Here is a 26,608-nt window from a genome sequence, read left to right as displayed (position 1 = left end):
CGAACTTTAGCCTGCCGGCAGGTGTTGACCGTGAAAATCAATATGTATGGAAACCACCGCTACAGACACACGCTTCATCATCAACCTGTCATTAAGTGCCTGGGAAACACAACTGGAACGCTTCGACAAGCACCTCGAAAAACTGACCGACCAACAACTGGAATCTGAAATCGCCCCTGGCCGCAACCGCGGCGTATACATCCTGGGACACCTGACAGCCGTCAACGACGGTTTCTTTCCCTTGTTCGGGCTCGGCGAAAAAATCCATCCTCAACTACAAGACCTTTTCATTCGCACACCGGATCGCACCGTACCCATCCCAACAACGGCCGAACTTCGTCAGTACTGGCATGACGTCAATGCAAAGCTTACGCCGGCACTGCGCAACCTGACACCGGAAGAGTGGCTGAGCAAGCATACTTCGGTATCAGCGGAGGATTTTGCCAAGGAGCCGCACCGGAACAAGCTGAATGTATTATTAAACAGGACATCACACCAGGCGTATCATTACGGGCAGATTGTGTTGTTGTAGGAAATTAAAATAAAGAGATTAAAGCCATTGGAACACTTCGTTCCGGGAAAAGTATTGCAGGTTGGACGGGTGTTCAACCTGTTGTTTTTGTATCGGTACCAGCCGCTGCCGACATCGATCCAAAGCGTTGATTCTCAATAATGTGTTAACCTAATTAGTTGAATAAATAAAAAAATGTTCGGTAATTTGTAATTAATTAGTTGTGTTTTGTATATTTGAGGTGTCAAGTTACCAGTAATCGTATACATGCTATGACAACGTTATCTGAAGTAGACGCCTTTCTGAGGGCGTTTAAAACCAAAATGGAAATATTTACGATAATCTATCTGGACAGGGAGAAAAACAGGCAGGCGCTTCTTGCGTTGGAAATTATGCCAGGAACCCGGGATAAGATACTGAAAGAACTAACCGCTGAAAATTATTACTGGGGGCCGACGAAAGATTATAACAGCGGGCCCGACCTATGGGAGTTTGGGGTAAAATTCAAAGAGGAAGAAGTATACATTAAGATTACGATGGGGGCCATGGGTAAACCGGTTATTTGTATTTCATTTCATTGTGCCGAAAGAGTTATTGAATACAGATTTAAGAAATGATGATCATGAAAAGTCCATTTACAGATGGAGAGGCCACTCTCCACTATGAGAAAAAGAATATTGAATTTCGGAAAGACGTGTTTTCGGCTATTCAATTTTACTATGCGTGTAACGATACCGGCGAAGAATTTACTACGACTGATTTGGATGAGATCAATATAAGCCAGGTCTATAACCAGTATCGTGAGAAATATTGCGTGCCGTTTCCTGATGAAATTAGAGAGATTCGGGAGCAATATGAAATTTCTGCGGCAAAGATGTCGGAGATATTGGGCTTTGGTGCGAACAGCTATCGGCAATATGAAGCAGGCGATATCCCTACGGTAGCCAGCGGGCGTTTAATATTGGCAGCGAAAGATCCCGAGGAATTCAAGAAATTTCTGGATGCCAGCAGGACCATAATAGGGGACAAGGAATATGAGCGATTTACGCATCGTGTAGATAAATTGATTAAAGTGAGGCTGGAAAATCCCTGGGACGATCTATTTACAGAACATATTTTTAACAACGCCAGACCAACAGAATATACAGGCTTCCGTAAGCCTTCGCTCGAGCGTATTGCCATGATCATCGCGTTTTTTTCGGAACATGTCAATCGTCTGTGGAAGACGAAATTGAATAAGCTTTTGTTCTATAGCGACTTTTTGCACTATAAACGTTCGGGATATTCTATAAGTGGTATTAGCTATCGGGCCATCCCCTTAGGGCCAGTACCCTCTGAGTACGAGAAGCTTTATATAAAGTTAAACGACGATAAGTTTGCAAACATTGAACTTATTGAATTTAATGACGGCAACTATGGCGAAGCTATTTGCGCTGTCGGTAAATTTGATAGCTCCCTTTTTTCAAAAGGAGAACTGGAGACGCTGCAGGCCGTTGTGCGGAAATTTGGCAAGTTCAATACTAAACAGATTGTAGAGATTAGCCACCAGGAGAAAGCGTGGGTCGAGAATGAGCCTAACCGCGGCTTCATTAGCTATCAGAAATATGCGTTCGAATTGAATGCCATGGAATAAAAAGTACTCGCTACAACACTGCCTCCATCTGGATATTACATCGCTCATAAGGCGATGGCACGCCAGTAATTTTCTGAAAGCCGAGCTTATGATATAACTGAATTGCCGGCTTTAAAATCGTATTGCTTTCGAGGTATAACTTCGTTGCGCCCAATGCGCGGGCTTTTTCAAATACCGCTTGTCCCAACAACCAGCCTATGTGACGGCCTTGCATCTCCGGGGCTACGGCCATCTTGGCGAGCTCGAATGTAGTGGCGTTCATGGGGATAAGCGCACAGGCGCCTACCGGAGTATCGCCATAGAGCGCAATGAAGATGTGGCCTCCTTTATCGAGTATGTATTCCTGTGGATGATCGAGGGACTTATAGTCGGCCTCTTCCATTTTGAAATACGTCGTGATCCACTGCTCGTTTAATTTTCGAAACGCTTGTTGATACTGTGGGGTATAATCGACGATTGTGACACGGTTGCCTTCGCGGGCGTGCCGCGCTTCCTGTACGCGGCGGAGCAGACTCTTTTGCGCGAGCAGGAATTCCCACTCTTCTATGGCCTTCCATAAGTTATGCTGTGTTTCTTCCAGCGCTTTTTCCACCGCCGCATTTACATCGTCATACTGGGCCTGGATTTTCTCTTGAATCTGCTGACCTTGCGGCGACAGCGTAATGAAGTTCTTGCGGCCGTCTTCTTTGCCTTTCTTTTCTTTTACATAGCCGTGCTGCACCATTTCCTGAACGATCTTGCTGACGGAAGGGTGGGAGTGACCGATCTCCTGGGCGATCTCGGTTATCGTGCGTGGGCCGCCTTCGGATAGCGCGTAGAACACCGGAAACCACTTGGGCTGCATCTCAATATTATACAGTCGATAGACGTCGGCCGCCTCTTCGGTGATCATTTCACTCAGTCGGCGAAGACGGCTTCCTAAAGCCATTTTGCCGGTTTTGTTGTAGAATTCCATGGTGTGTTAATTACGTAACCAATTACGTAATTAACTACATATGGCGCCAGTGTTTTTATGACATTTTGCGTAAAATAGTTGTAATCCATGCAGGAAAGGCCGTGTCCGTGCTATCCACATACAGTAATTAACCCTTCGGCCGCAGGATTCTGCCACTGATAATTAAATTATCTATCTATTCTATAGACTTATGGTGTGTGAAAGGAAAATTATAATACCTTTGCCGCATACGCTGTGAATGATCAAGCATTCAGAGCACTATATAAAGAACCTATTCAACTGCTAACCGCTATGAAACTAAAAACAATCGCTACACCCGTGTGCTGGATCCTGGGGCTGCTGGCACTATCGGCTTTTTTGGAAAAGCCCGCGGAAGAAAAATTTGTGGTAGACACGCAAGCCAGCTCCCTGGTGTGGACGGCCAGGAAAGTGACCGGGTCGCATACCGGTGCCGTGAAGGTCGGCGCTGGTGAGCTGGCGCTGGAAGGTAAGACGCTCAAACGCGGTAACTTTGATATCGACTTGTCGTCTATCACCGTGACCGATATTACCGACGCGCAGTCAAATGCCAAGTTGGTAGGACACTTGAAAGGCGAAGACTTCTTCTCGGTGAATGCTTTTCCGAAAGCCAGTTTTGTATTGTCATCGGCTACGCCGCAGGCGGGTACCACGTACCTGGTAAAGGGCAAGCTGACGATCAAAGGCATCACCAATGATATTGAGTTTCCGGCCTCTATCGTGAAAGACGGCAAGAAGCTAACGGCCACGGCCAAGATCGTGGTGGACCGTACGAAGTATGACATTCGTTACCGGTCGACTAACTTTTTTGAGAACCTGGGCGACAAAGCCATTGAAAACGAATTTACACTCGACATTAAACTGGTAGCAGCTGCTCACAAAGGAGTTTAGATAAAAAGGGGAAAGAGGGATTCGTCGCTCTGGAAAAGTTTAGAATCTCCTTTCTCCCCATATCTGACCCGGCACATACAGGAAGTATAGCAAGATCATCAGGCTAAGGTAGTCAATTTAGTTGAGACCCTAAAGACCTCATTTTGTGGTCTTTCCCACCCTGATGTATCCTGCTCTGGCATTGCCATGCCCGCTGGACCACTACATCCAAGTTTCAACTCTACCTATGAATTCTACTTTACGAACACGTACCGCTTTTTATCATCTTACCCGGCATCTATATGCTGTGTTGTTGCTGGTGGCCGGCGTGCTGCTGGCTGTGCCGGGCTATGGACAAGATGGCAATATTACCATTAGCGGTAAAGTAACTGCCGACGATACACCAGACGGTATACCGGGCGTAAACATCGTCGTGAAAGGATCTAATACAGGCGCCATTACGGACGCCTCCGGTTCCTATACTATTTCTGCACCGACATCGGCCACGCTGGTTTTTTCGAGCATCGGTTATACGACGACCGAAGTGGCTGTAAACGGTCGCACCGCCCTGACGGTGGCGTTGACGACCGACATTAACACGCTGTCGGAGATTGTGATCGTGGGTTATGATACCCGCGAGCGCAAGGACCTGGTGGGTTCTATTTCCAAAGTAGACCCTGCTGCAACGAAAGCTATTCCTGCGGGCAGTTTTGACGCGCAGCTGCAAGGCAAGATTTCCGGCGTGCAGATCGCCAGCAATACCGGCGTGCCGGGGGAAGCGGTGAGCGTACGCATTCGCGGCGTGACCTCGATCAATGCCGACGTTGACCCGCTGTACATTGTCGACGGGGTGTTTGTCAACAGCAACAGTCTTCAGAAGATCAACACCGGTGGTAAAGCTACATCGCCCATTTCCGACATCAATCCCGCCGACATCGAAAGCGTGGAAGTATTAAAAGACGCGTCGGCTACGGCATTGTATGGCTCACGTGCCGCGAACGGTGTAATCGTAGTTACCACCAAACGTGGCAACTATGAGCAAAAGCCTACCATCAACTTCAATGCCTCGCATGGTTGGGCCAGGGCTGCGAAGCTGTGGGACCTGACCACAGGCCCGGAGCATGCGCAGCTGGTAAACGAATTTTATATCAATGCCTATAAAGATGCGGAAGCGGCCGGCAATACGGCCGACATGACCAAGTATAAAACGGTACCGTTCCGGGCTCTCGACGATCGCCCGGGTGATACGCCGGCAGCGCGCGGCTTGCCCGAAGATCAAAAGACTTACGACCGCTTGAGCGAGCTGTTCCGTACTGCGCACCTGCAGAATTACGATCTGTCGCTTTCCGGTGGTACGAAGGCAACCCGGTATTATATCGGCGCAGGGTTCAACGAGCAGGAAGCGATCATTCGCCCCATTACGTTCGAGCGCGCCAGCTTTAAAGTAAACCTCGATCAGCGTGTAAATGATAAAGTGCTGGTAGGACTGAGCAATACCTTTACCCGTACATACCGCAACCAGGCCCGCGCCGGTGATGGTCCGCAGGGTGGCTTGTTGCAGTCAGCACTACACACGCCTACCTATATTTCACCGTACGACGCCAACGGCGTGCTGGTGGCCGGTGGGAACTTTGACAACCTGACGCTGCTGCTGGACAACTACGATGTGAACTCCCGCAGCCTGCGCTATGTCGGCAACCTGTTTGTAGAAGCCGAGCTGCTGCCGGAACTGAAATTCCGCACCAGCTTTGGCGCCGACTATAACAACTACGAAGAGTCTGAATACTGGAATACGTTTACGACGGTAGGGGGTAAAACCGGCCTGGCTACGTCGGGGATAAGCCAAAACACGACGTTGCTCAACGAACAGGTATTGACGTACCGCCATACGTTTGGCAGCGCGCATACCGTCGGCGTGCTGGTAGGAAATACGTTGCAGAGCGATGCCACGACGCGTACCTATGCGGAAGGGTCGGGCTTTGCCAACAACTCCGTGAAGCTCATCTCGCAAGCGGCTACCGTGAAAGGTGCGCAGAGTTGGACCAAGAGCACGCTGGTATCGTTCTTTACCCGCCTGGATTATAACTACGCCGACAAATACCTGTTGGACGTGAGCTTCCGTGCGGACGGCTCATCACGCTTTGGTGCAAACAACCGCTGGGGTTATTTCCCATCGGTAGGTGCGGCCTGGCGTATTAAAGAAGAAGGCTTCCTGCAAGATGTGGAGACGATCTCCGACCTGAAGCTGCGCGCAAGCTTCGGTATTTCAGGTAATCAGAACATCGGTGACTTCGCCTGGCAAGGGCAATGGGCGGCAGGTGCGTCGTACAACAGCAACCCCGGTATAGCGCCGTCGCAGCTGGCCAACCCGAATTTGAAGTGGGAGGAGACGCGCCAGTTGAATGTGGGCCTGGACCTGGCCTTGCTGGATCGTCGCCTGACTTTCGAGTTCAACGCGTATGACAAATATACTTCTGACGGCCTGCTGAAGCGGAACATTCCCTCGAAGACCGGCTTTACATCGATCTGGGATAATGCCATTGAGGTGAGCAACCGCGGCTTCGAGCTTGGCGTTACGACGGTGAACCTGCGTAAGACAGACCTGACATGGACCACGTCGCTGAACGTTTCGCGTAATGTCAACAACATTGAGAAGCTGGAGACGCCGCTGCGGTTCGGCAGCCGCGACCTGATCTTGCAAAAGGAAGGCTCGCCGCTGTATTCGTTCTGGGTATATAAACAAGACCATGTCGATCCGCAAACCGGTGACGTAGTGTACCAGGATGTAGACGGCAAGGCGGGTATTACCGTAGACGACCGCCAGCTGATTGGAAGCATCTGGCCGAAATACTTCGGCGGTATTACCAATGAAGTGACGTATAAAGGCTTTGACCTGAATGCCTTCTTTGCATTCTCGTACGGCAATAAGGTATATAATCTCAATAAATTCTTTGGAGAGGGTGGCGGTGCACGCGACGCAAGTCGTGTGATCTTTGCCAGTAACCTGGCGCGGTGGCAGCAGCCAGGTGACATCACGGATGTGCCGCGACCGCAGGTTACGAACGTCAACAACTACCGCGATGGTGGAAGTCGATGGTTGGAAGACGGTTCGTACCTGCGGCTGCGTTCCCTCACGCTGGGCTACACGCTGCCCGCGTCGATCACGGAGCGGCTGAAGCTGGAGAAACTGCGCATCTATGCGGTGGGCACCAACCTGTGGCTGCTGACCGACTACACCGGCCTGGACCCAGAGTCGAGCGCCAGCAGTAGCCAGAATGAACCAGGCCTCGACCTGGGCACACCGCCGCAGCCGCGCGGTTTTCAAATCGGCATCGATCTCAGACTCTAATCACGCGCATTTATGAAAACAATTCGTATATACCTGGGCCTTCTGTTAACGCTTCTTCTTGTGGCGTCGTGCAGCGACTACCTGGACGTTCGGCCGAAGGAGACCATTCCCGATACCAACCCTATTTTTGACAAGACCTCGGCCGAGCAAGCGGTGCGGGCGATGTACAATAAATTTTATTACGGTGCTGCCTCATATACTGATAATGGTACGAGCAGTGGTGGCAGCCCATCATTTGAAGCGATCGGATATCTGTCGGGTGGCAACGTAAAGTGGACGGGCTCGCAGTCGCAGATCGGCGAATTTGAAAAGCACCGGGTAAACGCCGAGAACTCGACGGTGAGCAGTACGTGGACGAATATATATCGTGTGGTAAACCTGGCCAACAATGTGCTGGCCAAAGTGCCATTAATTACGGGCGACCCTACATTGACGGATGCGCTACGCGATCAATATCTGGGCGAGGCCTACTTCGTTCGCGCGATAGCCTACTTTGATCTGGCGAGGGTGTGGGGTGGCGTGCCGATCATTACCAAGCCTACAGAAGTGGCGACCGACAACATCGGCATTGGACGCGGTTCGGTAGAAGAAGCGTATGCGCAGGTGTTAAGCGACCTGGAAGCTGCCGAGCCATTGCTGCCCGAAACAACCGACCGCTACCGGGCTACCCGCAAGACCGTATGGGCGCTGCGCGCGCGGTACCATTTGTACCAGCGCGAGTGGGCACTCGCAGAAGGTTATGCCGATAAACTGATTGCCGACGAGGCCAACTATAAACTGGTTGGTCCCTATAACTCCTTCTTTTTCCCGGCCACGGTGCGGGGTTCGGTGGAGTCGGTATTCGAAATCTTCTTTAATGGTACTACGGAAATAAACAACCATTTTTCCTCGTGGCAGATCCAGGCAAATGGTGGCACGCGTCAGTGGGCACCCAGCGACGAGATTGTAGAGTTGTTGAATGACCCGACCATCGGCGGTAACCGCAATACGTTGATCGCGAAAGATGGTTCCGGTAACTGGTATAACAATCTATACTACCGCAAGCCCGGATCCGACCCGGCCTTTGTGATTCGCATTGCCGAGCTATACCTCATTCGCGCGGAGGCCCGCGCGGAGCAAGATAAGCTGGTCGACGCTGTGAAGGACCTCGATGCCGTGCGGATACGTGCGGGACTGGCCGGCAGCACCGCGACGACGCAAGAGGAGATCCTGGACGCTATCGACCTGGAGCGCCGCGTGGAGTTTGCGTTCGAGCATCACCGCTGGTTTGACCTGGTGCGTACCGATCGCGCTGCGGATGTATTGAGCATTACCGATAAAGGACGCTACGTCATGCCGATACCGGCGGCGGAGCGCCTGGTGGACAAGACCCTGGATCAATACGCCCCTTATAATTAGACAACCCATACCTTAACCGCCGATCGTTATGAATGTGGTAGAAACCCCCGTCGCGCCCGTACACCGGGACAAGGCCTACGCCGCTTCGCCTGTGGTGAAGCCGGCCGGCCAGCAAGAGCAGGCGCAGGCCTGGAAAGGTTGGGAGAAGACGATCTTCCGCTTCTTCTTTGTGTACTTCCTGATTCAGATCGTACCCCTTGACTGGAAGTATTTCCGCGACTTGTTTGCGCCCGATGGCGCACTCCTGTCGCTGCGCGATATATTTTATGCGGCCCGCTATACGCCGCGTTTCTTTGGCGACGTGCCTGTCCTGGCGGACTGGGGCGTGGCGGCGGCCCTGGCGATCGCTGCGACGGCGCTCTGGAGCTATTGGGACCGCGAGCGTAAGGAGTATAACAATCTTTACTACGCGCTGCGCGTGGTGCTGCGCTACCGCCTGGCCTTTGGACTGCTGGCCTATGCGCTGATAAAGGTTTATCCGATGCAAATGCCGCTGCCTTCGGTAGGCAATCTCAATACGCACTACGGCGACATCAGCGCCTGGAAGATCTTCTCGATGAGCACGGGCATTGTGCCCGGCTATCAGTCGTTCCTCGGCCTGGTCGAAGCGGGCGCCGCGCTGCTGTTGTTATACCGCAAGACGGCCTCCATCGGAGCGTTTATTGTACTGCCGTTTACGGGCAATGTGCTGATGTCGAACCTGGCGTACGAAGGTGGCGAGTTTGTATATAGCTTGCTGCTGATCACATTTGCAGCGTTCCTGCTGGCGTACGATGTGCCGCGCCTCTTACGGCTTACATCGTTCGAACAACCTACGGAGCCGGACCGCTACAAACCGGTATTTCAGCCGGGCTGGCAACAGTATGGGCGCTGGTCGCTGAAGGTGCTATTTGTAGCGTTTGCAGGTTGGTATGGCTATCAAAGCTTGCAAACATACCGGCAGGGTGGCTATCAATTTCCCCAAGCTCCCGGGTTGGCGCATGCCGCAGGTCTTTACGACGTACATACGTTCCGTCTCAACGGCCAGGAGATACCGCCCAGCGCTACCGATGCACAACGCTGGCGCGATGTGGCCTTTGAGAAATGGGCGACGCTTAGCATCCGCACCAACCAACTGACGCCGCTGGTGACCGCCGGCACCGAGGAAATATTCGCAAACGACGACGCCCGGAACTATGAATATGCCGGCACGACGGGCCGTCATTACCTGCGCTATGAGGCCGATACGGTGAATCAGGTATTAACCTTTCGCGCTGGCGACAAACCCCTGACGTTGCGCTACACGCGCCCCGATGCCGCGACCATTACGCTGGCCGGTGTGACTGCGGAAAGGGACTCGGTATACATCGAGCTACACAAGATCAATAAAAAATACCTGCTGGACGAAGCGGCCAAAGCCGGTCGTCGCAGAGGATTAAAACTATAAACCACGGCAGCCATGCCCTTACGCACGACCGCATACCGCCCCTGGAAGGAATACGAAAAGTTTGCCTTCCGCGTAGCATTTATATTCTTCATCAGCCTGAGCATTCCCAACAACCCAGAGTGGTATAAACATGTGTGGTCCATTGACTGGACCAACCTGCACTACCGCGACCTGTATGACATAGCGCGGTTTGGCTCGGGGTTGAACTTCTTTGGTAACGAGATTTTTGGCAGCCCGCTGGCCGGTTATGCCAACTGGATTACAACGTTTTTGGTATCGCTTGGCCTCGGTGCCGTGTGGACGGTGATCGACCGCATCCGCAAGAAGCCGGAAGATTACAACGTGTTATACTACTGGCTGCGCGCCATTGTACGTTACCGCGCGGGGATCGGTATTATTGGTTTCGGCTTTACGAAGCTGCTGCCCGTGCAGATGCCTTACCCCTCGACGGCATTGCTCAACACCGACTTCGGCGACTTTACCGCGCAAAAGATATACTGGCTTTCGATCGGCATTGTGCCGTGGTACCAGGTCTTTGCGGGTATTGTAGAAGTAGCCGCCGGTACGTTGCTATTCTTTCGCAAGACAACGCTACTGGGAGCTGCCTTGCTGTTCGGTGCGCTGGGCGATATTGTCTATGTGAACTTCGCCTATGATGGCGGCGTGCACGTTTACAGCTCGTACTTTGTGTTGCTGGCGGGCTTCCTGCTGGTGCACTATATCCCGGCATTATACCGCCTGCTGATCCTGGAACAACCGGCCCGGCTGGTGACATTTTACCCGGCGTTCGCAAAGCCGTGGCAGCAAGGCGCACGTGTTGGGATCAAGTCGCTGACGATCGTGCTGTTCCTGGTGGTGCTCTTTTATCTTCAGTTGGTAAACTTCTGGTATGATCCATACAAGCAGCCCTCTACAAAAGGTGTCACGGCGCTGCGCGGATATTACAACGTGACGGAGTTTCGTGTGAACAACCAGGCGCTGGCCTACCATCCGCTCGACTCGCTGCGGTGGTCGGAGGTGACCCTCGAAAACTGGACGACCCTGACCTTTAAAGTAAACAAACCCACTGACCTAGACTTGTCGAACGGTGGCGGTGACCCGCAACGCGATATCAACCGCACCTTTGAGCTGGCCGGTGTAGGCGGCGGACGCCGTGCGTTCCATTATTATGCCGATACGGTGGACCAGGTATTATACCTACAGGACAAATATAAAGCGATACCCGACCGGCGTAACGTTACCGCGGGTGCAGGCGGCGACGGTGGTGACCCCGATGCGACACGCCTGGCAAAAAAGAAAAAGCCTGAAGTCAAAAAAGAAGGTATCTATGCCGACAATTGGATTAGTCCGCAAGCATGGACACACATTGGTGACGAGAACTCAAAGATCAATGCCCGGGCGGCTTCAACCCGTCGTGACCGGGAGTTTGCCAAGGAGAGAGGAAAATATGACGACCGTAAACGCATGGTGCTGCACTACGAAGTAGAACGCGGCGGGGCGCGGGTGATTCTGCGGGGCGTCGATGAAAAACAAGATTCAGTGTATGTCGTGCTGGACCGGCAGGACAAACAATACGCACTGTCGGGCAGTACGCTGTCGGCGGGCGACTATCAATAATCAGTAAGGGAGTTGGCATGCGTTCTTTATTTGGGTTAGGTACGGTGCCAGCTCCGCTTATTGCTGGTCGAAACAGACCAACAATCTTTCAGGCAGGTGGGCGACGAGCGCTATACGTGGTGGTGTTAGCGTTCGCGCTTACCTCCTGTTTTTTTCGTAACAACGAGGTCACGACAGGAGAAAGCGCCTGGCCGGCAACGTCGGGGTTGGGGCGGGTAGCCACGGCGGCGGAGATCGCGACGTTGGATATCGATGTTCGCCCGGATGGGCAAGGCCTTCCTCCGGGCTCTGGAACGGTACGCGAGGGGCAATTGCTATACCAGCAAAAATGTGCGCGTTGTCATGGACGCACCGGTGTAGAGGGACCTTACAGCGCATTGGTCTCTATCCCGAGTGATACTACCCGCAAAGGCAAACAGGAAAAAACCGTTGGCAATTACTGGCCCTACGCCAGCACACTGTACGATTATATACGTCGCGCCATGCCGTACGACAGCTCCGGATCGCTTACGCCGGAACAAGTATATAGCCTGACGGCATTTCTGCTACATGCTAACGACATTATCGATTCTACCACTGTACTAACCAATCAAAACCTGCCGCAGGTGGTGATGCCCGCGCGGGAAATGTTTGTGACCGACGACCGCAAAGGCGGCCCGGAGATACGGTAACGCGAGGAAGAGCTTATGGAGAAAGACAAAGAAGAGATACAGCATTACGCAACAACGCCGGTACGTACCCGTACTACGATGAAACGGCGTGCGTGGCTGGGTGGGGCCGCTACGGCGGCCGTTGTATTGGTGCAGACCGCATTTGGCAAACGAATGCAGGCGGCTGTGACCCACGCGGAGAAGAGCATTCAGGATACTACAAAAAAGCTCGGTACGCCACCCGGTGTATTGGGTACGCGCTCGCCGTTCGAGGTACCGCGCAAAAAGCCGTCTGATACATCGTCGCGTACGCCGCTACAAGATCTTTACGGTATGATTACGCCGTCTGACTTGCACTTTGAACGCAACCACGGCGGTGTGCCGCAGATAGACCCGGAGCGCCACGAGCTGATGATACACGGCATGGTGGAGAAGCCAATGATCTTTACGATGGCGGAACTGAAACGCTTTCCATCGGTATCGCGCATTTGTTTTGTCGAGTGTTCGGGGAATTTTCGCGGTGGCAACGAGACGCTTACACCGCAGGAGATCTGCGGCCTGACGAGTCAAAGTGAGTGGACAGGCGTCATGCTGTCGACGTTGTTTCGCGAAGTGGGTGTGAAATCTACGGCCAGCTGGTTTCTGGCCGAAGGGGCTGACGCGGCCGTGATGACACGCAGTGTGTTGGTGAGCAAGGGCTGGGAAGATGCCATGATCGTTTATGCGCAGAACGGCGAGGCGATCCGGCCTGAGCAAGGATATCCGCTGCGGCTGTTGTTGCCGGGTTGGGAGGGAAACACCAGTGTCAAGTGGCTGCGTCGCCTCGAGCTCTCAGACCAGCCGTTTATGACGCGCGAGGAGACATCCAAGTACACCGAGTCCATTGGCGACGGCAAGGTGCGGCAGTTTAGTTTTGTGATGGATGCCCGTTCGATCATTACGTTTCCGGCGTACCCGGCGCATGTGGAGAAAGGGTGGATCGAAATCCGCGGTCTGGCCTGGAGTGGGCGGGGCAAAATTCAGGCGGTGGAGGTGAGCACCGACGCCGGCAAAACCTGGGCGCCCGCGCGCTTGCAGGACCCGGTGCTGGATAAGGCGCACACCCCATTCCGCTATATATGGCAATGGAATGGTGAAGAGACTGAAATTATGAGTCGCGCAATCGATGAAACCGGTTATATTCAGCCTACTTTTCGTCAGCTTTCGGACGCCCGTGGGGGGAGCAAGGGGGGCTATCACTTTAATCCCATCACGGCGTGGCGCGTCAAGCGTACCGGTGAGGTACTGCTACAGCCGGAAGCGGGGAGAAAGTGACCAAATATGCAACGACGTGGGTAAAACAGAATATGATGCGATCGTGGTTGGGTCGGGACCTAATGGTCTGGCCGCTGCGATCACCTTGCAGCAAGCGGGATGCTCTGTGTTGCTGATAGAAGGAAAAGACACTTTGGGCGGAGGCATGCGCTCGGAAGCACTGACCCTGCCGGGCTTTACGCACGACGTATGCTCGGCCATACACCCGCTCGCCATCGCGTCGCCGTTCTTTAGCAAGCTGCCGCTGGAGAAGCACGGCCTGCGCTATATCCTGCCCGACATTGCTGCTGCCCATCCGTTGGAAGACGGCAGCGAAGCCTTTCTCGATATGTCACTCGATGTAACGGCCCGTGCATTACGCCGCGATGAGCAAGCGTATCGTCATCTGATCAAACCAGTAGTAGACACGTGGCCGTACATGGCCGAAGACGTACTGGGACCGCTTTCTATACCGCGTCACCCGATGGCGATGGCGCGGTTTGGCATTCACGCGTTGCGTTCGGCGAAGGCGATTTCCCGTCGCTTCGCCACGCCGCAAGGCAAAGGCCTTTGGGCCGGCATGGCAGCCCACGGTATACAGCCGCTCAGTAACCTCTCTTCTGCGGCCATCGGGTTGGTGCTGATGGCCAACGCGCATTTGAAGGGATGGCCCGTGCCCGTCGGTGGATCACAATCCATTGCCAACGCGCTGGTTTCGTACTTTAAATCGCTCGGAGGGGCCATTCAGACGGGTTTCTTTGTGCGCAGCCTGCGCGACCTGCCGGCGTCGAAGGCTGTACTGCTGGATGTTACACCACGCCAGCTGTTGCAGATCGCAGGCCATACATTCTCGTCATTATATACCTGGCAGTTACAACGCTACCGGTATGGTATGGGCGTCTTTAAGATCGATTGGGCCCTGAATGGTCCGGTGCCTTTTACGGCGCCGGCGTGCCGCATTGCAGGCACAGTGCACCTGGGCAATACCTTTGACGAGATTGCCCAGTCAGAATATGAGACGTCTACCGGCCGCCATGCAGACAAACCGTTCGTACTGCTGGCGCAGCAGAGTGTATTTGATCCGACACGCGCTCCGGCCGGGCATCATACTGCCTGGGCATATTGCCACGTGCCCCACGGCTCGACACGGGATATGACCGAGGCCATTGAAAAACAGGTAGAGCGTTTTGCCCCCGGTTTCCGTGATCGCATTATTGCGCGGCACACGATGAACACCGTGCAGATGCATGAGCACAACCCTAACTATATCGGTGGTGACATCAACGGTGGAGTGATCGATCTCGGGCAGCTCTTTACGCGACCTGCATTGCGCTTGTCGCCGTACCGTACTTCTGCCAAAGGCATCTACATCTGCTCGTCCTCTACGCCGCCCGGTGGCGGTGTACATGGCATGTGCGGCTTTCATGCGGCGCGGCGCGCGCTAAGTGATATTTTCTAGACATACATTTTTTTATTCGATAACCACCTGGTATGAGCAACACAACAACCGCCAAAGCAAGAACCCCGCTACACGAAGATTGGGCCGTCGTGGTCCTTGGCTTCCTGATCATTTTCATCAGCTTCTTTTACCTCGTGCCCGCGCCGGCGTATGGCTGGAAAGATGGCGCCAGTCTGCGCGATACCGTGCTGACGGGGGCCAACCTCGGGGCAATACTTGTGCAGTTTGTTTTTGTATTTGCTGTGGGCTTGTTGGGTGCCTGGCTTACCGGGAAGTCGCTGCGCGCATTTGTGAAAGTGTTTCCGGTGATCGCGGTACTGACGATACTCGCCCTGGTGATCGCCGGCAACAGCGGCATCAAAGGACTGGGGCTGGAAGCCGTGATCTTTAGCCTCTCGATAGGCTTGCTGGTGAGCAACACCCTTGACCTGCCGGAATGGTTTCGGTCTGCACTGACGGCAGAAATGTTTGTGAAGATCGGCCTCGTACTGCTAGGCACATCCGTGATCTTTACCGACATCCTCAAAGCCGGCTCCCTCGGCCTCATTCAAGCCTTGCTGGTCGTGGTATCGGTGTGGTATTTTGCCTTTTGGGTATGTAGAAAGTTTAAGCTCGATGATGAGCTGACCATGATGCTGTCAAGCGCGGTGTCGATCTGTGGTGTATCGGCCGCCATCGCGACGGCGGGGGCCATCAAGGGTGATACCAAGAAACTTTCGTATATCATTTCGCTGGTGCTGATTACGGCCATTCCCATGATGATCTTTATGCCATACATCGCCCGTTACTTCGACTTTCCGGAAGCGGTTACAGGTGCCTGGCTCGGTGGCAGCATCGATACAACGGGGGCGGTAGTGGCATCGGGCACGCTGGTGGGAGAGACGGCGCTCAAGATCAGTACCATTGTGAAGTTCTCGCAAAACGTACTGTTGGGATTGGCGGCCTTCGCCATCAGTGTTTATTGGACGTATACCAACAAGGGTAAAACCCAGGACGCTGTGAAGCAGCCTACGCTGGCCGTGATCTGGGAGCGCTTCCCGAAGTTCGTGCTTGGCTTCCTGGCAGCGTCGCTGCTGTTTACGTTGTTGTCTCCTACGGTAACCGAAGCAGGTACCGTACGGGCCGGCTGGCTTCCGGAAGATCAATTAAAAAGTCTGAGCGCCAGCCTCAAAAGTGTGCAACTGTTATGGTTCGTGCTGGCCTTTACGAGTATTGGTCTGGAAACCAAATTCTCGGACCTCTTCAACGCCGAGAGCCGCAAACCACTGTATGCGTTTCTGATTGCGCAGCTGTTTAATATCATCGTGACATTGATTATAGCATTCCTCCTTTTCAGCAATACGTAACGCTCTTCCGCAGCGGCTGCACACGTTGGAAATGATGATAAAACTGTATATTTGCGGGATTGCCCCCGGGGCGATCCTGCGTTTGTCCGTCGTCATTTCCCGCTTAAACTTTGATTGCCCATGAATGGCATAACCGCCACCGCCGCGCTGAATAACCCCCGCACTGTACGGGCCTGGTACATGTTTGACTGGGCGAACTCGGTGTATTCACTGATTATTATTACGGCCATCTTTCCGATCTATTACAAAGAGGTGGCCGTTTCCAGTGGAACGGATCAGGTGAACTTCCTGGGCTTTACGCTGCAGAACTCGGTGTTATATTCGTACGCACTCTCGTTCTCATTCCTGGTAGTCGCTGCGATCCTGCCATTGCTCTCCGGTGTAGCGGATTATACCGGCAAGAAAAAGGTCTTCATGAAGATCTTTGTTTGGTTGGGCAGCTTGTCGTGTATGGGGTTATACCTTTTTGACGACGTGTCGTGGTTGAACTGGGGTATTATCTGTTCCATCCTGGCCAGCATTGGTTACTCGGGCAGCCTGGTGTTTTACGATGCCTTCCTGCCGGAGATCGTTACCCGCGACCGTTACGATGCCACCAGCGCGAATGGCTATTCGATGGGTTATATCGGCAGCGTGTTATTGATGGTGATCTGCACGGTGCTGATTCTGGGATTTGACACTTTTGGTTTTGATAGTGAAGGCGCGGCTACGCGCTTTTCGTTTTTATTGGTAGGCGTATGGTGGGTCGGCTTCTCGATGATCCCATTTGCCCTGCTGCCTGAGAATGCGTCAGCGCGCAAGCTGGAAGGTAGTGGTAGCGTCTGGACGAAGGGTTATCAGGAGATTCGCAAAGTATGGCGCAGCTTGCGTGAACAGCCGGACCTTAAGCGGTACCTGGTAGCATTTTTCTTTTATAACGGCGGTGTACAAACCGTGATGTATCTGGCCACGTTGTTCGGTACCGATGTGTTACACCTGGGAACCACCAGCTTAATTGCAACAGTGGTCATCATTCAATTGGTGGGCATCCTGGGAGCGTGGTTATTCGCCCGTCTCTCGCAAGCCAAAGGCAATCGTTATTCGCTTACGGTCATGATCATAATTTGGATCGGCATCTGTATCAGCGCATATTTCATCACGACCGAATATCAGTTTTATGCATTGGCCTTTGTTGTCGGCATGGTCATGGGCGGTATCCAGTCGCTGTCACGTGCTACATACTCTAAGCTAATTCCTGACAACACCATCGATCATGCTTCATACTTCAGCTTCTACGACGTAACGTATAACCTGGCCATCGTGTTTGGTACATTCTCCTACGGATTTATCGATCACCTGACAGGGAGCATGCGGTATAGTGCGCTGGCATTGGCGCTGTATTTTATTGTTGGAGGGGGTGTTTTGTTTATGGTGAAGACGAAGGTGATTCGTAAGGCCTAGCAGGCAAATCGTTATAACAATGCGAGTAACTTTTTGCAAGTCATCGGTAGACCGCATTTCTCTAGTGAAGCCAATACCTGTAGGTAGGTCTTTGGAGGATTTTTTAAGAAAGATACCTGTTGCTTAAACGCCTTGATTGATTCTACGGGAGTTAGATCAATTACGTTCGTGATAAAAATATCCGGGTGTTGAGCCTCGATATCAAATTCTCGAAGATAGTTATTCGGAAAATCCTTTGTATTCGAGGTAATGATGAGCTCTGCTTGACACCGGACAGCTGCCGCGAGAATGTGCCGGTCGTTGGGGTCGGGTAAAGTAAAGGAGGATACAAGCGCTTCGTATCGTTCCACGTTAGCATCGGGAAACGCCGTGTTCATGCTGTTCACTGTCTTTTGTAATTGTGCTACAGTAATGTCGGGACGATTTTGTACTAGATTTCGGATCCACTCGTGCTGAATGGTATCGGTCCACTTCGGTTTATACAGCTCAACGGCCGCGAGGTGTAACAGCAAGTCTCTTACAGGCGCGGGGTAGAGAACACAAGCATCGAGGATAACAGTAAAACGGGGGGAATGGATCATTCGTAACCTAAGCTCAAATCTTGAGCCTGCCGAGCCAGATGTTTAAGGCTTGCAGTTCGCTGATCCTTTTGATTGGCCTCATAGGCGACCAGATCTTCTAATAAGATCCTTCGGTGGCTGCCTACTTTTTTATAGGGGATCAGACCTTGCTCTAATAATTTTACAACGTGAGGCCTCGATACATTCAGCATGTCAGCCGCTTGCTGCGTACTGACTTCTGCTTCAGATGGAATGAGTGTAATGGATTTTCCTTCGGCCATGTTAGAAAGAATGTCAAACAGCAATTCAAGCGCTTTACCCGGAACAGTCACAAACTCGTTACTTTCCTGAATCTTGATCTTTACGACGTTTGGCTTCTTTTTCAAGAAGGCTGCTGCTGTAGAGTTCAAGGCAGAAATTGACTTGGTTGCAATTTCCTGATCTTTCCGTGTCGTCCGCTGAATTACCGTCTCCATATTTGCCCTTCGTTGCTTCTAAGATAATAAACGAAATAAACGAAACAAAGGTTCATTTTTTGGTTATTATAATATCCTGATTATCAATATAATTAATACCGCAAATGTTTTACCGTCATGCCATTATTGATCAGCTGTCGCAGCGAATCAATGCCGATGCGGAGGTGACGCTCGACGTAGTTTTGGGTGACGCTCAGGTCGCTCACTTCGGTCTTGACGCCTTCGGGCACCATGGGTTGGTCGGATACAAGGAGAAGGGCGCCGGCGGGTATCTTGTTGTAGAAGGCCGTGGAGAAGATGGTGGCCGTTTCCATATCGATGGCTTGCGCGCGAATCTTGCGCAGGTATTCTTTAAACTCTTCGTCCCATTCCCACACGCGGCGGTTGGTAGTATACACGGTGCCGGTCCAGTAGTCTTGTTTGTGGTCGCGGATGGTGGTTGAAATAGCTTTCTGTAGTGCGAAGGAGGGGAGCGCCGGTACTTCGGCGGGGAAGTAGTCGTTGGAGGTACCTTCGCCGCGGATCGCTGCGATGGGCAGGATCAGGTCACCTATGTGGTTCTTGGTCTTGAGGCCGCCGCACTTACCCAGGAAAAGTGCCCCCTTGGGTTTGATCGCGCTGAGGCAGTCGATAATCGTCGCGGCATTGGGACTGCCCATACCAAAGTTGATGATCGTAATACCTTCGGCGGTGGCGCTGCGCATGGCGCGGTCCTGGCCGATGATGGGCACATTATGCCATTCGGCAAACATGCGCACGTAGTTATCGAAGTTGGTCAGCAGTATATATTCACCAAACTGGTTGAGTGCCTGCCCGGTGTAACGGGGCAGCCAGTTTTCCACGATGTCCTGTTTCGTCTTCATGCCTCTAAGGTACCAAAAGTTTATGTGCTAAAACTGCCTATCTTCGCCCCTGGATGTACGACCTCAACCTTCCGCCCTTTGAGCACCAGGTCAAGAAAGCAGATGATCGTTATTGGATCTTCGATGTGCTGCGAAAGAAGTACCTGGTATTGACCCCTGAAGAGTGGGTGCGGCAGCATTTTGTGCACCATCTGTTGCGCGACCTGGCATATCCGCGTGCATTGATTCGCGTGGAGGGCGGGTTGTCGTATAACCAGTTGTCCAAGCGTTCGGACATTGTCGTATTCGACCGCCAGGGAGCACCCTGGATGGTGATCGAATGTAAGGCCCCTACCCAACCGATCAATCAGAATACTGTACACCAGGCATCGACGTATAATGCCACGCTACGGGCTCCCTACCTGGTGGTAACGAATGGCCTAAGTCATTATTATTTTCAAGTAGACTGGCAGGAAAACAAGACGGAGCGCCTGTCATCCCTGCCAGCCTATACGCCGCTTTAGTGTGTGATCACCAGTTTGCGGTGCATCACGCTACCTTCTGCCGAACGGACCTGTAAGATGTACACGCCGTCGGGGAAGCTTGCGGTAGAAATGGTCTTACGTTTATCGCCGCGTTGGAAGACCTGTTGGTATACGGTGCGGCCAAATCCATCCACCAGACTTACGGGGAGTTCCTGCGCAGCCTTCACCGGCAGGTCGATGTTTACCTCGCCGCGGGCAGGGTTGGGATATATACGTACCTGATCGCCAAAAGCAGGCTCGTTGGCTGTAACAAAATCGGGCTCGGCTGTAGCATCGATCACCTTCGCCTGAAATACTTCTTTGTTTCCGCCTTCAATGCTTTGCACGAACACGACCACGGCACCCTCGCCGCTGGTCAGCAGGTCGCGGTTGCGCCAGACCACTTCGTCGAGGACGATGGTTTGCATAGGAGCGAGGTCTTGCGTGAGGCGAATACCGGCTGCTGTCGGCAGCATTTCCTTCGCTACATAGTGGAACTCGGCGTTGCCGCTGGCACCCAGGTAGGCAGGGTCAGTAATGGTCTTTTCAACGACGGTGGTGAAAACGTTCACGCCGGCCGTGGGCAGTATCTGGCTCGTGGCGTTGGTGATCGAAGTCTTGATCTTGACTACTTCGCCTTCTTTGACCATCGTTACATCCAAACGGATAGGCGACGGTGTCAGGATACGTTCATTGTATAGGGCTTCCAGTGCTGGTGTGGTGTTCACCACGTTACCGTCGAGGCTAAAGGTAGGCGAGGTGGTAATACCATAGAAAGCAGCGCGTGCATTGTTGATCTCTGCGTTGAGCGCGTTCAGCGGGTCGCTGCCCGGAAATGCCGTGTGGAACTGGATCTTGGCGATCTCCGGAGAGTTTTGCGAGAAGGCGTTGAATAGCGCATTGTGTGCCGTGCCGTTGGCAGCGGCCGACGAGTTGGTAAAGTTTTCGATCAGTACGGTACGGGTACGTTCGCCGATAAAGATGTTGTCAAAAGCAAATCCTTCACGACGCGGGGCGTTGCTGGCAAAGGCGATACGGAAGACGACGTTGGGTTCACCGATGAGGTTGTCGAGCTTGAACGTGGCGGTCTTCCAGTCGCCATAGATACCGGTCCAGCCCAGATCGTTGGAAGGCTGGTTACCGGGGCGGCTGGAGATACCACTTTCATCATACCAGTTCACGCCCTGGCCAATCTGGCCTACAACCTGCCACTGCGCTTCGTTCTCGATGTTGCCGCTGGTGTTGTATTGCAGCACCGCGCCGTCGTTGCCGGCAGGAGTGTCAGACCAGATGTCGAACGAGATGATCGGCTTCTGTGCCTGCGAGAAATCGAAGCATCGGCTCATGACCCATGACTGCTCGCCGGCATTGCTATTACCGGTTAGGTTGGTGTCCCAGGCACTACCCTGGCCGTTGGCGGAAGCATCCTTGTTTACCGTAGCGCCGGCCGGCTGGCCGTGTGCCCACGACGAACGTATGCCACCGGCAATCCAGCCATCAGCGGTAGCGTTGAAATCCTGCGTGTACGCATTGGTTTCGGTCACGGCACCAAAAGAAGGTACCAGGTATACGGGTTTCTGGATCGTATCCTTACACGATGCTGTGGTGGTGATGATCAATCGCACGGTGTCGGTCCCCACGGAGGTATAATTTACGTTCGATAGTTTGCCCGTGCCGGGAGCATTGACGGCGCCGACAATGAGCTGATTATGTTTGGAGAAGTTCCAATCATACGACTGGATATTCGCTTCGGAGATGTTGCTGGTACCCGCCAGGAACTCTGTATCCGAGCCACCGGAAGGATCGACGCAGACGTTACGCCAGGCGAAGGCACCGTCGGGGTTCGGGTTGATCGTGATCGGGATCTGCGGCGGCGTGACGATACAGCCGTCGGAGGTGACCATGGTGAATTGCGCCAGGAAGTTACCGATACCGTTGAAGATGTGGTTCGGGCTGAAATACGTGCCGGTGGTCTTGCCCGTGTTGGTGCCTGCAGGAATCGCGCCGCTACCTGCAACCAGGGAAGCACCGTCGCCGAAGATCCAGCTGGTGGAGGCAATGGTGGCGGTAGCGCTGGCGGGAACGATGGCCGAATTGTTGGTAATGCTTACCGGGAATCCGTCGCAGGCGGTGCCGATGGTATAGCTGGGAGCAATGGTGGGCAGTACTGTCAGCGCCAGGTCTTTGGTATTGGAGCACAAGGTTGTAGGATTCTGATAGACCAGGTGTAATGTATAGTTATTAGGTGACAGCAGCGACGCATTGAGCTGTACGGTACCAGCGGTAGCATTAGGAATGAGTGCCGAGTTGATGCCGGTGCCAGACCACGTGCCGTTTTGAGCCGCCGCCCCGTTGTCAGTGGCCTGAAAAGTTTGCGAGCCGCCGGTCACACAGATTTTGGTCGGATCACCCGTGGTCGACAAGATGTCGAGGTTCGGCAGCGGTTTTATCGTAACGCCTACCTTTGTTTTTGCGCCTTCGCAGCCGGCTACTGTTTGGGTAACCGTGAAGCCGTATGGTCCGGCCACGGTATTGTTAATGTCAAGATCTGCTGCGGATGGGCTGCTGCCGGAGTGTGTTAACACGCTGTTGGCGTCGTACCACTTTACGGCCGTACCGGTCACCTGTAACTCGCTGCTGGGGATATTCTGGAACTGGCAATACTCGCGGCTGAAGTCCGAACCGGGGGCAGCCGGACTGGCCTTCACCTCGACTGTCAGGGACCGTGGAGCTTGTGTACTTTCGCAACCATTGATACTCTGCGTAACATAGAACGTCGCGGTACCGGCGATCAGGTTGCTTACCGGAGGCACAAACGAGTTGCCGGCACCCACGACGGTTGTCGGGGGATTGTTGGAATACCAAACGTATGAAGTCTGCGGCACGGTGGCCGCCGTGAAGGAGCCAATAGTACCACCCTGGCAAACCTCAATGGAGGTGCCGGGAGTAATGTTGCCCGAGGGCACGATCGGCGGGCGCAAGCTTACTTTGATCTGCTGCGCCGCGGAGGTATTCTGACAACCTGTACTAGGGTCGCGATAGGTATAGGTCATGTCGAACGTCACCGGCGTAGAGGCCGTAACGCCTGTCACAGACGCTGGGTTGAACGACCACACACGGGGTGTACCTGAAGACGTCACCGAGGTGACGGCGGTGCCGGTAGCATTGAAAAAGTCGTCGGAAGGGTTGTCGCCGTTCGCGGGAGCACCCGTCAGGACGACAGGCGCTTCGTTCGAACAGAACTCCGTCTTGGGGATAAAGAAATTTACAGCCGGTGCCTGTTTGATCGGAACAAGCTGCCACTCCGGGAAAGTTGATACACCGTTCGATACGACAAATCCGATCCAGATACCGTATGTGCCGTATATCGAGGCTGTAGAAGCATAGATGGGTTGGTACACAGCTTGCTTCGGGTCGAAGATATTGCTGGCAGGCACCGCCATGTCGGTTTGTCCGACGGAAGGATTAAAATATACAAACTTTTGAAACGTATAGCCCGCGCCATACTGGCTTGTGATATACGAAGCGCTTACGCTCAGCGTAGGAGATGCGTCTGCGTTATTGCAATACTCCACGTCGAGGTTGTTGATATTCGTGACATATACCTCGAAGTCCTCGGTATGTATAAATTCGCATTGCTGCGCAGTAGCGTCTTTATATGTATACGTGATGGTGTAGGTATCGGCCGACAGCGTGGAAGGGTTAAAGCGGTATTCACCGCTGGTGAATGTCACACCCGGGCCGCTGAATACGCCACCTGCAGGTTGGCCGATCAGCCGTACAGCATTGGAACTCTTGCTGAAGCGTTTTTGGGTCGGCGCCACAGGCACTTCCCCCGTGAGCGCAGCAACTGTAAACGTAAAGGGCGACGGCGCCGTGCCGGAGACGGCAGTGACAGAACCATGAGGTTTGGCGTCGCTCACCTGGTTGCCCGCAATGTTGGCGGTACCACCGAGACGGGTAATATTGCCAGAGGCGGCTGATGTGCCGGTATAGCGGACTTTCAATCCCGTGATTGTAATTGTCGAGAGCTTATCCGTCCCGCCAACGGTATAGCTAAACTCCACCACGTTGGTGGCAGGGTAGCTCAGATTGGAAGGATTCGAGATATCGGCATTGCCTGCCGGGGTGATGGTCGGCTTGGTTGTGACAGTCTGATCGAAGACAAAGCCCGGCGGCAGAGCCAGTGATACAGTACCGGAGTTGGCGAAGTCGGTCACATCGGTTTCCGTGATCACAATATTGCCAAGCGGCTGGGCGATGCCGCCAAAGCACAGATTTAGCGTAGCAGGAGGTGTAACCGTAACACCGGCGCTGCTGATCGTGACATTCCCCGAAATATCGCTTAGGTCCGGGTCGGGATTGTAGGCGTCGTCAATTACTTTGAGCGTATACGTGCCGGCAATGTTGAAGTATATATTCGACCAGGTATAAATACCGTTGGACAGGGTCGGATGAAGATCGGTGCCGCCAGGCTGGATCGTTCCCGTGCCGCCGGTCACTTCCAGGTCTATCTGCTTATTGTAATCGACATCCAGGTTATTATAAGGGTTACCGTCTACAGCACGTACTGTGAGGTTGAATGTCTGGCCGGTACTTAGTGCTGCGCCCGGGAGCGCGGCATAGAGGAACTTGGAAGCCACGACGTTGATCTTGTTATCCGTTGACGGCGAAGAAGCAGCCCCGCCGCCGTTGGCCGCGGCAAATCGCGACGTAGGTGTGCTCGTGACGGTGGTGACTCCTGTAACAGTGAAGTGGATGGTTTGATTGTCGGTTACAGAATTCTGAAACGTGGCCCGGATTGAAATGCTCGCATTGCCGTTGTCGTTTACCGTAATGGGAGTGGTGGGCGTGAACGTAACGGAACCGCCCGCGTTCTGTTCGGTGCCGGAGATTTCCGTGGCGCCATTGTACAGCGCTACGCGACGCAGGTTGGCAACATTGGTGATGCTGAAGGTAATGCTTTCTACGATGGTCGGCTTGTCGTCAGCATCGTTGTTAGAAGCACCCCCGTCACGGATCTGGAAGGTTCCCAGCGCGAGGCTGTTACTTCCGTCGTTGGTCATATTGCCTGACTGATAACTTCGGTAAGCGATGGTGGAGGTCGTGGTACCGGCTGTAAAGGCAACGGTCGAGATGCTGGAAAGCGTCACGTCGTCGTCGGTAATGAAGGTGCCGCCGCGGTAATTATAGGTTTGTGAGTTTGTACCATTCCAATTGTAAGGTACTACGGCATAGTAATAACGCGTATTTGCAGTAAGGCCCGTGTTGGAATAGGTCGTTGTGCTGGTGTTGGTAATGGTGGTCACCAGCGTGGCGCCGTTCAGGTTTAGTGAGCCTGGAGCAATGCCGTCCTGGATGCTGGCCGCGGTCGGGGCGGAACCTGTGGTGCGCAAAATGATATATCCCGCTGCGTCGGTAATCGTGCTGGCAGCAGGGAAGGTTAGTGTGATCTCGGTAGGGCTCTGTGCTTCGGCAATAACCGTCGGATGCGAAGCCGGCGCCGTAGAGTAGGTATAGAATGAAGCCTCGGATGACAGCGTGGTGCCGACGGCATTCGTCGCATAGGCGGCATAGTATATCCGTACACCCGACGGCAGGCTGCTCCGGTTATCCGTGAAGGTGCCGGTGCCAGTACCGCCTTCGGCCAGTTTGTTGTCACCTATCGTTACGCCCGTGCCGGTTTTCCATACCGTACCACGCTCCGTGATGTTGTTCGGAGAAGTACCTATTTCACCGCCGAGGTCGGCGCTGTTAACGGTAATATTGGTGGCCGCCGTGGTAGAAACCATAACGGGTGCTTTGGTTGAGCCGGTAGTCGATGGCGGTGTCGCCCCTGTTTTATAGTCGGGGTTGGGCGTGCCGGTGGTTGTGTAGGGGTATATAACAAACGTAAAGGTCTCGTCGGTGGGCAGACCGTTAAAGGTGAACGTATTTGCTCCCACGGAATGCGCCACATGCTCAAAGCCGACCCCGTCGCCATAATTCGAGTCGTTGGCCGACAGCGTACCGTCTGATGGCGCCGTGATCGTGCCCGACGAGGTTTTGACATACACCACGTAGTTTGTGGGCAGCGTGCCGGTAACGGACCCTGTCCAGTCAATCCGTATGGATGTGCTGCTGAGTGTTGTGGCCGTTAATGCCGTGGGGTAGTTGGTAGGTTCTTGCGCCAGGGCAGGCAGACCGGCCAGGACAAGCAGCACCGTAAAATACCTTCTCAGAGTAGCGTGATACATGCGTT

General features: G+C 53.4%; 18 protein-coding genes. 14 read left to right on the top strand and 4 right to left on the bottom strand.

Annotated elements, in window-relative coordinates; all coding sequences use genetic code 11:
• Positions 1 to 46 precede the first annotated feature (46 nt).
• The 3 genes from K7P01_RS01250 (at position 47) to K7P01_RS01240 (ending at position 2,144) form a co-directional block, all read left to right on the top strand.
• Positions 47 to 532, top strand: a complete 486-nt coding sequence (locus tag K7P01_RS01250) for a DinB family protein (protein WP_267289007.1) — start codon at positions 47 to 49, stop codon at positions 530 to 532.
• Between the two features lie 251 nt (positions 533 to 783).
• Complete coding sequence (locus K7P01_RS01245) at positions 784 to 1,128, top strand: hypothetical protein (RefSeq protein ID WP_267289005.1); 345 nt, start codon at positions 784 to 786, stop codon at positions 1,126 to 1,128.
• Positions 1,129 to 1,133: 5 nt separating this feature from the next.
• Positions 1,134 to 2,144 (top strand): type II toxin-antitoxin system antitoxin SocA domain-containing protein, encoded by a 1,011-nt coding sequence (locus tag K7P01_RS01240; RefSeq protein WP_267289003.1) that lies wholly within the window; start codon positions 1,134 to 1,136, stop codon positions 2,142 to 2,144.
• A gap of 10 nt (positions 2,145 to 2,154) precedes the next feature.
• Here K7P01_RS01240 and K7P01_RS01235 read toward each other — a convergent pair whose 3' ends face one another.
• Positions 2,155 to 3,072, bottom strand: coding sequence for a bifunctional helix-turn-helix transcriptional regulator/GNAT family N-acetyltransferase (locus K7P01_RS01235; protein WP_267289001.1), 918 nt, complete (start codon positions 3,070 to 3,072; stop codon positions 2,155 to 2,157).
• A gap of 318 nt (positions 3,073 to 3,390) precedes the next feature.
• Here K7P01_RS01235 and K7P01_RS01230 point away from each other — a divergent pair, with 318 nt between their 5' ends.
• The 10 genes from K7P01_RS01230 (at position 3,391) to K7P01_RS01185 (ending at position 17,965) form a co-directional block, all read left to right on the top strand.
• Positions 3,391 to 4,008 carry a YceI family protein gene (locus K7P01_RS01230; protein ID WP_267288999.1) on the top strand — a complete coding sequence of 206 codons (618 nt, stop codon included), beginning with the start codon at positions 3,391 to 3,393 and terminating at the stop codon, positions 4,006 to 4,008.
• A 226-nt stretch (positions 4,009 to 4,234) separates the two neighbouring features.
• Entirely contained in the window at positions 4,235 to 7,336 is a 3,102-nt protein-coding gene (locus tag K7P01_RS01225) for a SusC/RagA family TonB-linked outer membrane protein (RefSeq protein ID WP_267288997.1), read from the top strand.
• Positions 7,337 to 7,348: 12 nt separating this feature from the next.
• Positions 7,349 to 8,734 carry a RagB/SusD family nutrient uptake outer membrane protein gene (locus K7P01_RS01220; protein WP_267288995.1) on the top strand — a complete coding sequence of 462 codons (1,386 nt, stop codon included), beginning with the start codon at positions 7,349 to 7,351 and terminating at the stop codon, positions 8,732 to 8,734.
• A 28-nt stretch (positions 8,735 to 8,762) separates the two neighbouring features.
• Positions 8,763 to 10,160 (top strand): DoxX family protein, encoded by a 1,398-nt coding sequence (locus tag K7P01_RS01215; protein ID WP_267288993.1) that lies wholly within the window; start codon positions 8,763 to 8,765, stop codon positions 10,158 to 10,160.
• A 12-nt stretch (positions 10,161 to 10,172) separates the two neighbouring features.
• Positions 10,173 to 11,777 (top strand): hypothetical protein, encoded by a 1,605-nt coding sequence (locus K7P01_RS01210; RefSeq protein ID WP_267288991.1) that lies wholly within the window; start codon positions 10,173 to 10,175, stop codon positions 11,775 to 11,777.
• Between the two features lie 17 nt (positions 11,778 to 11,794).
• A complete protein-coding gene (locus K7P01_RS01205) occupies positions 11,795 to 12,448 on the top strand; it encodes a c-type cytochrome (protein ID WP_267288989.1) in 654 nt (217 codons plus the stop codon).
• A gap of 15 nt (positions 12,449 to 12,463) precedes the next feature.
• A complete protein-coding gene (gene soxC, locus K7P01_RS01200; RefSeq protein ID WP_397310490.1) occupies positions 12,464 to 13,741 on the top strand; it encodes a sulfite dehydrogenase in 1,278 nt (425 codons plus the stop codon).
• 16 nt (positions 13,742 to 13,757) lie between these two features.
• Entirely contained in the window at positions 13,758 to 15,179 is a 1,422-nt protein-coding gene (locus tag K7P01_RS01195; protein WP_267288987.1) for a phytoene desaturase family protein, read from the top strand.
• Between the two features lie 32 nt (positions 15,180 to 15,211).
• Positions 15,212 to 16,525 carry a YeiH family protein gene (locus K7P01_RS01190; RefSeq protein ID WP_267288985.1) on the top strand — a complete coding sequence of 438 codons (1,314 nt, stop codon included), beginning with the start codon at positions 15,212 to 15,214 and terminating at the stop codon, positions 16,523 to 16,525.
• Positions 16,526 to 16,645: 120 nt separating this feature from the next.
• Complete coding sequence (locus K7P01_RS01185) at positions 16,646 to 17,965, top strand: MFS transporter (protein ID WP_267288983.1); 1,320 nt, start codon at positions 16,646 to 16,648, stop codon at positions 17,963 to 17,965.
• A 577-nt stretch (positions 17,966 to 18,542) separates the two neighbouring features.
• Here the strand turns inward: K7P01_RS01185 and K7P01_RS01175 are convergent.
• Complete coding sequence (locus tag K7P01_RS01175; RefSeq protein ID WP_267288979.1) at positions 18,543 to 19,001, bottom strand: helix-turn-helix domain-containing protein; 459 nt, start codon at positions 18,999 to 19,001, stop codon at positions 18,543 to 18,545.
• A gap of 92 nt (positions 19,002 to 19,093) precedes the next feature.
• Complete coding sequence (locus K7P01_RS01170; RefSeq protein ID WP_267288977.1) at positions 19,094 to 19,864, bottom strand: AMP nucleosidase; 771 nt, start codon at positions 19,862 to 19,864, stop codon at positions 19,094 to 19,096.
• A gap of 53 nt (positions 19,865 to 19,917) precedes the next feature.
• Here K7P01_RS01170 and K7P01_RS01165 point away from each other — a divergent pair, with 53 nt between their 5' ends.
• Positions 19,918 to 20,367 carry a type I restriction enzyme HsdR N-terminal domain-containing protein gene (locus K7P01_RS01165; RefSeq protein ID WP_267288975.1) on the top strand — a complete coding sequence of 150 codons (450 nt, stop codon included), beginning with the start codon at positions 19,918 to 19,920 and terminating at the stop codon, positions 20,365 to 20,367.
• Here the strand turns inward: K7P01_RS01165 and K7P01_RS01160 are convergent.
• Positions 20,364 to 26,603 (bottom strand): T9SS type A sorting domain-containing protein, encoded by a 6,240-nt coding sequence (locus tag K7P01_RS01160; protein WP_267288973.1) that lies wholly within the window; start codon positions 26,601 to 26,603, stop codon positions 20,364 to 20,366. The two genes, K7P01_RS01165 and K7P01_RS01160, sit on opposite strands and share 4 nt — an antisense overlap.
• Positions 26,604 to 26,608 lie beyond the last annotated feature (5 nt).

Source organism: Parachryseolinea silvisoli (genome assembly GCF_021190955.1).
Lineage (GTDB): Bacteria > Bacteroidota > Bacteroidia > Cytophagales > Cyclobacteriaceae > Ohtaekwangia > Ohtaekwangia silvisoli.
This window is presented reverse-complemented; position numbering and strand designations above follow the sequence as displayed.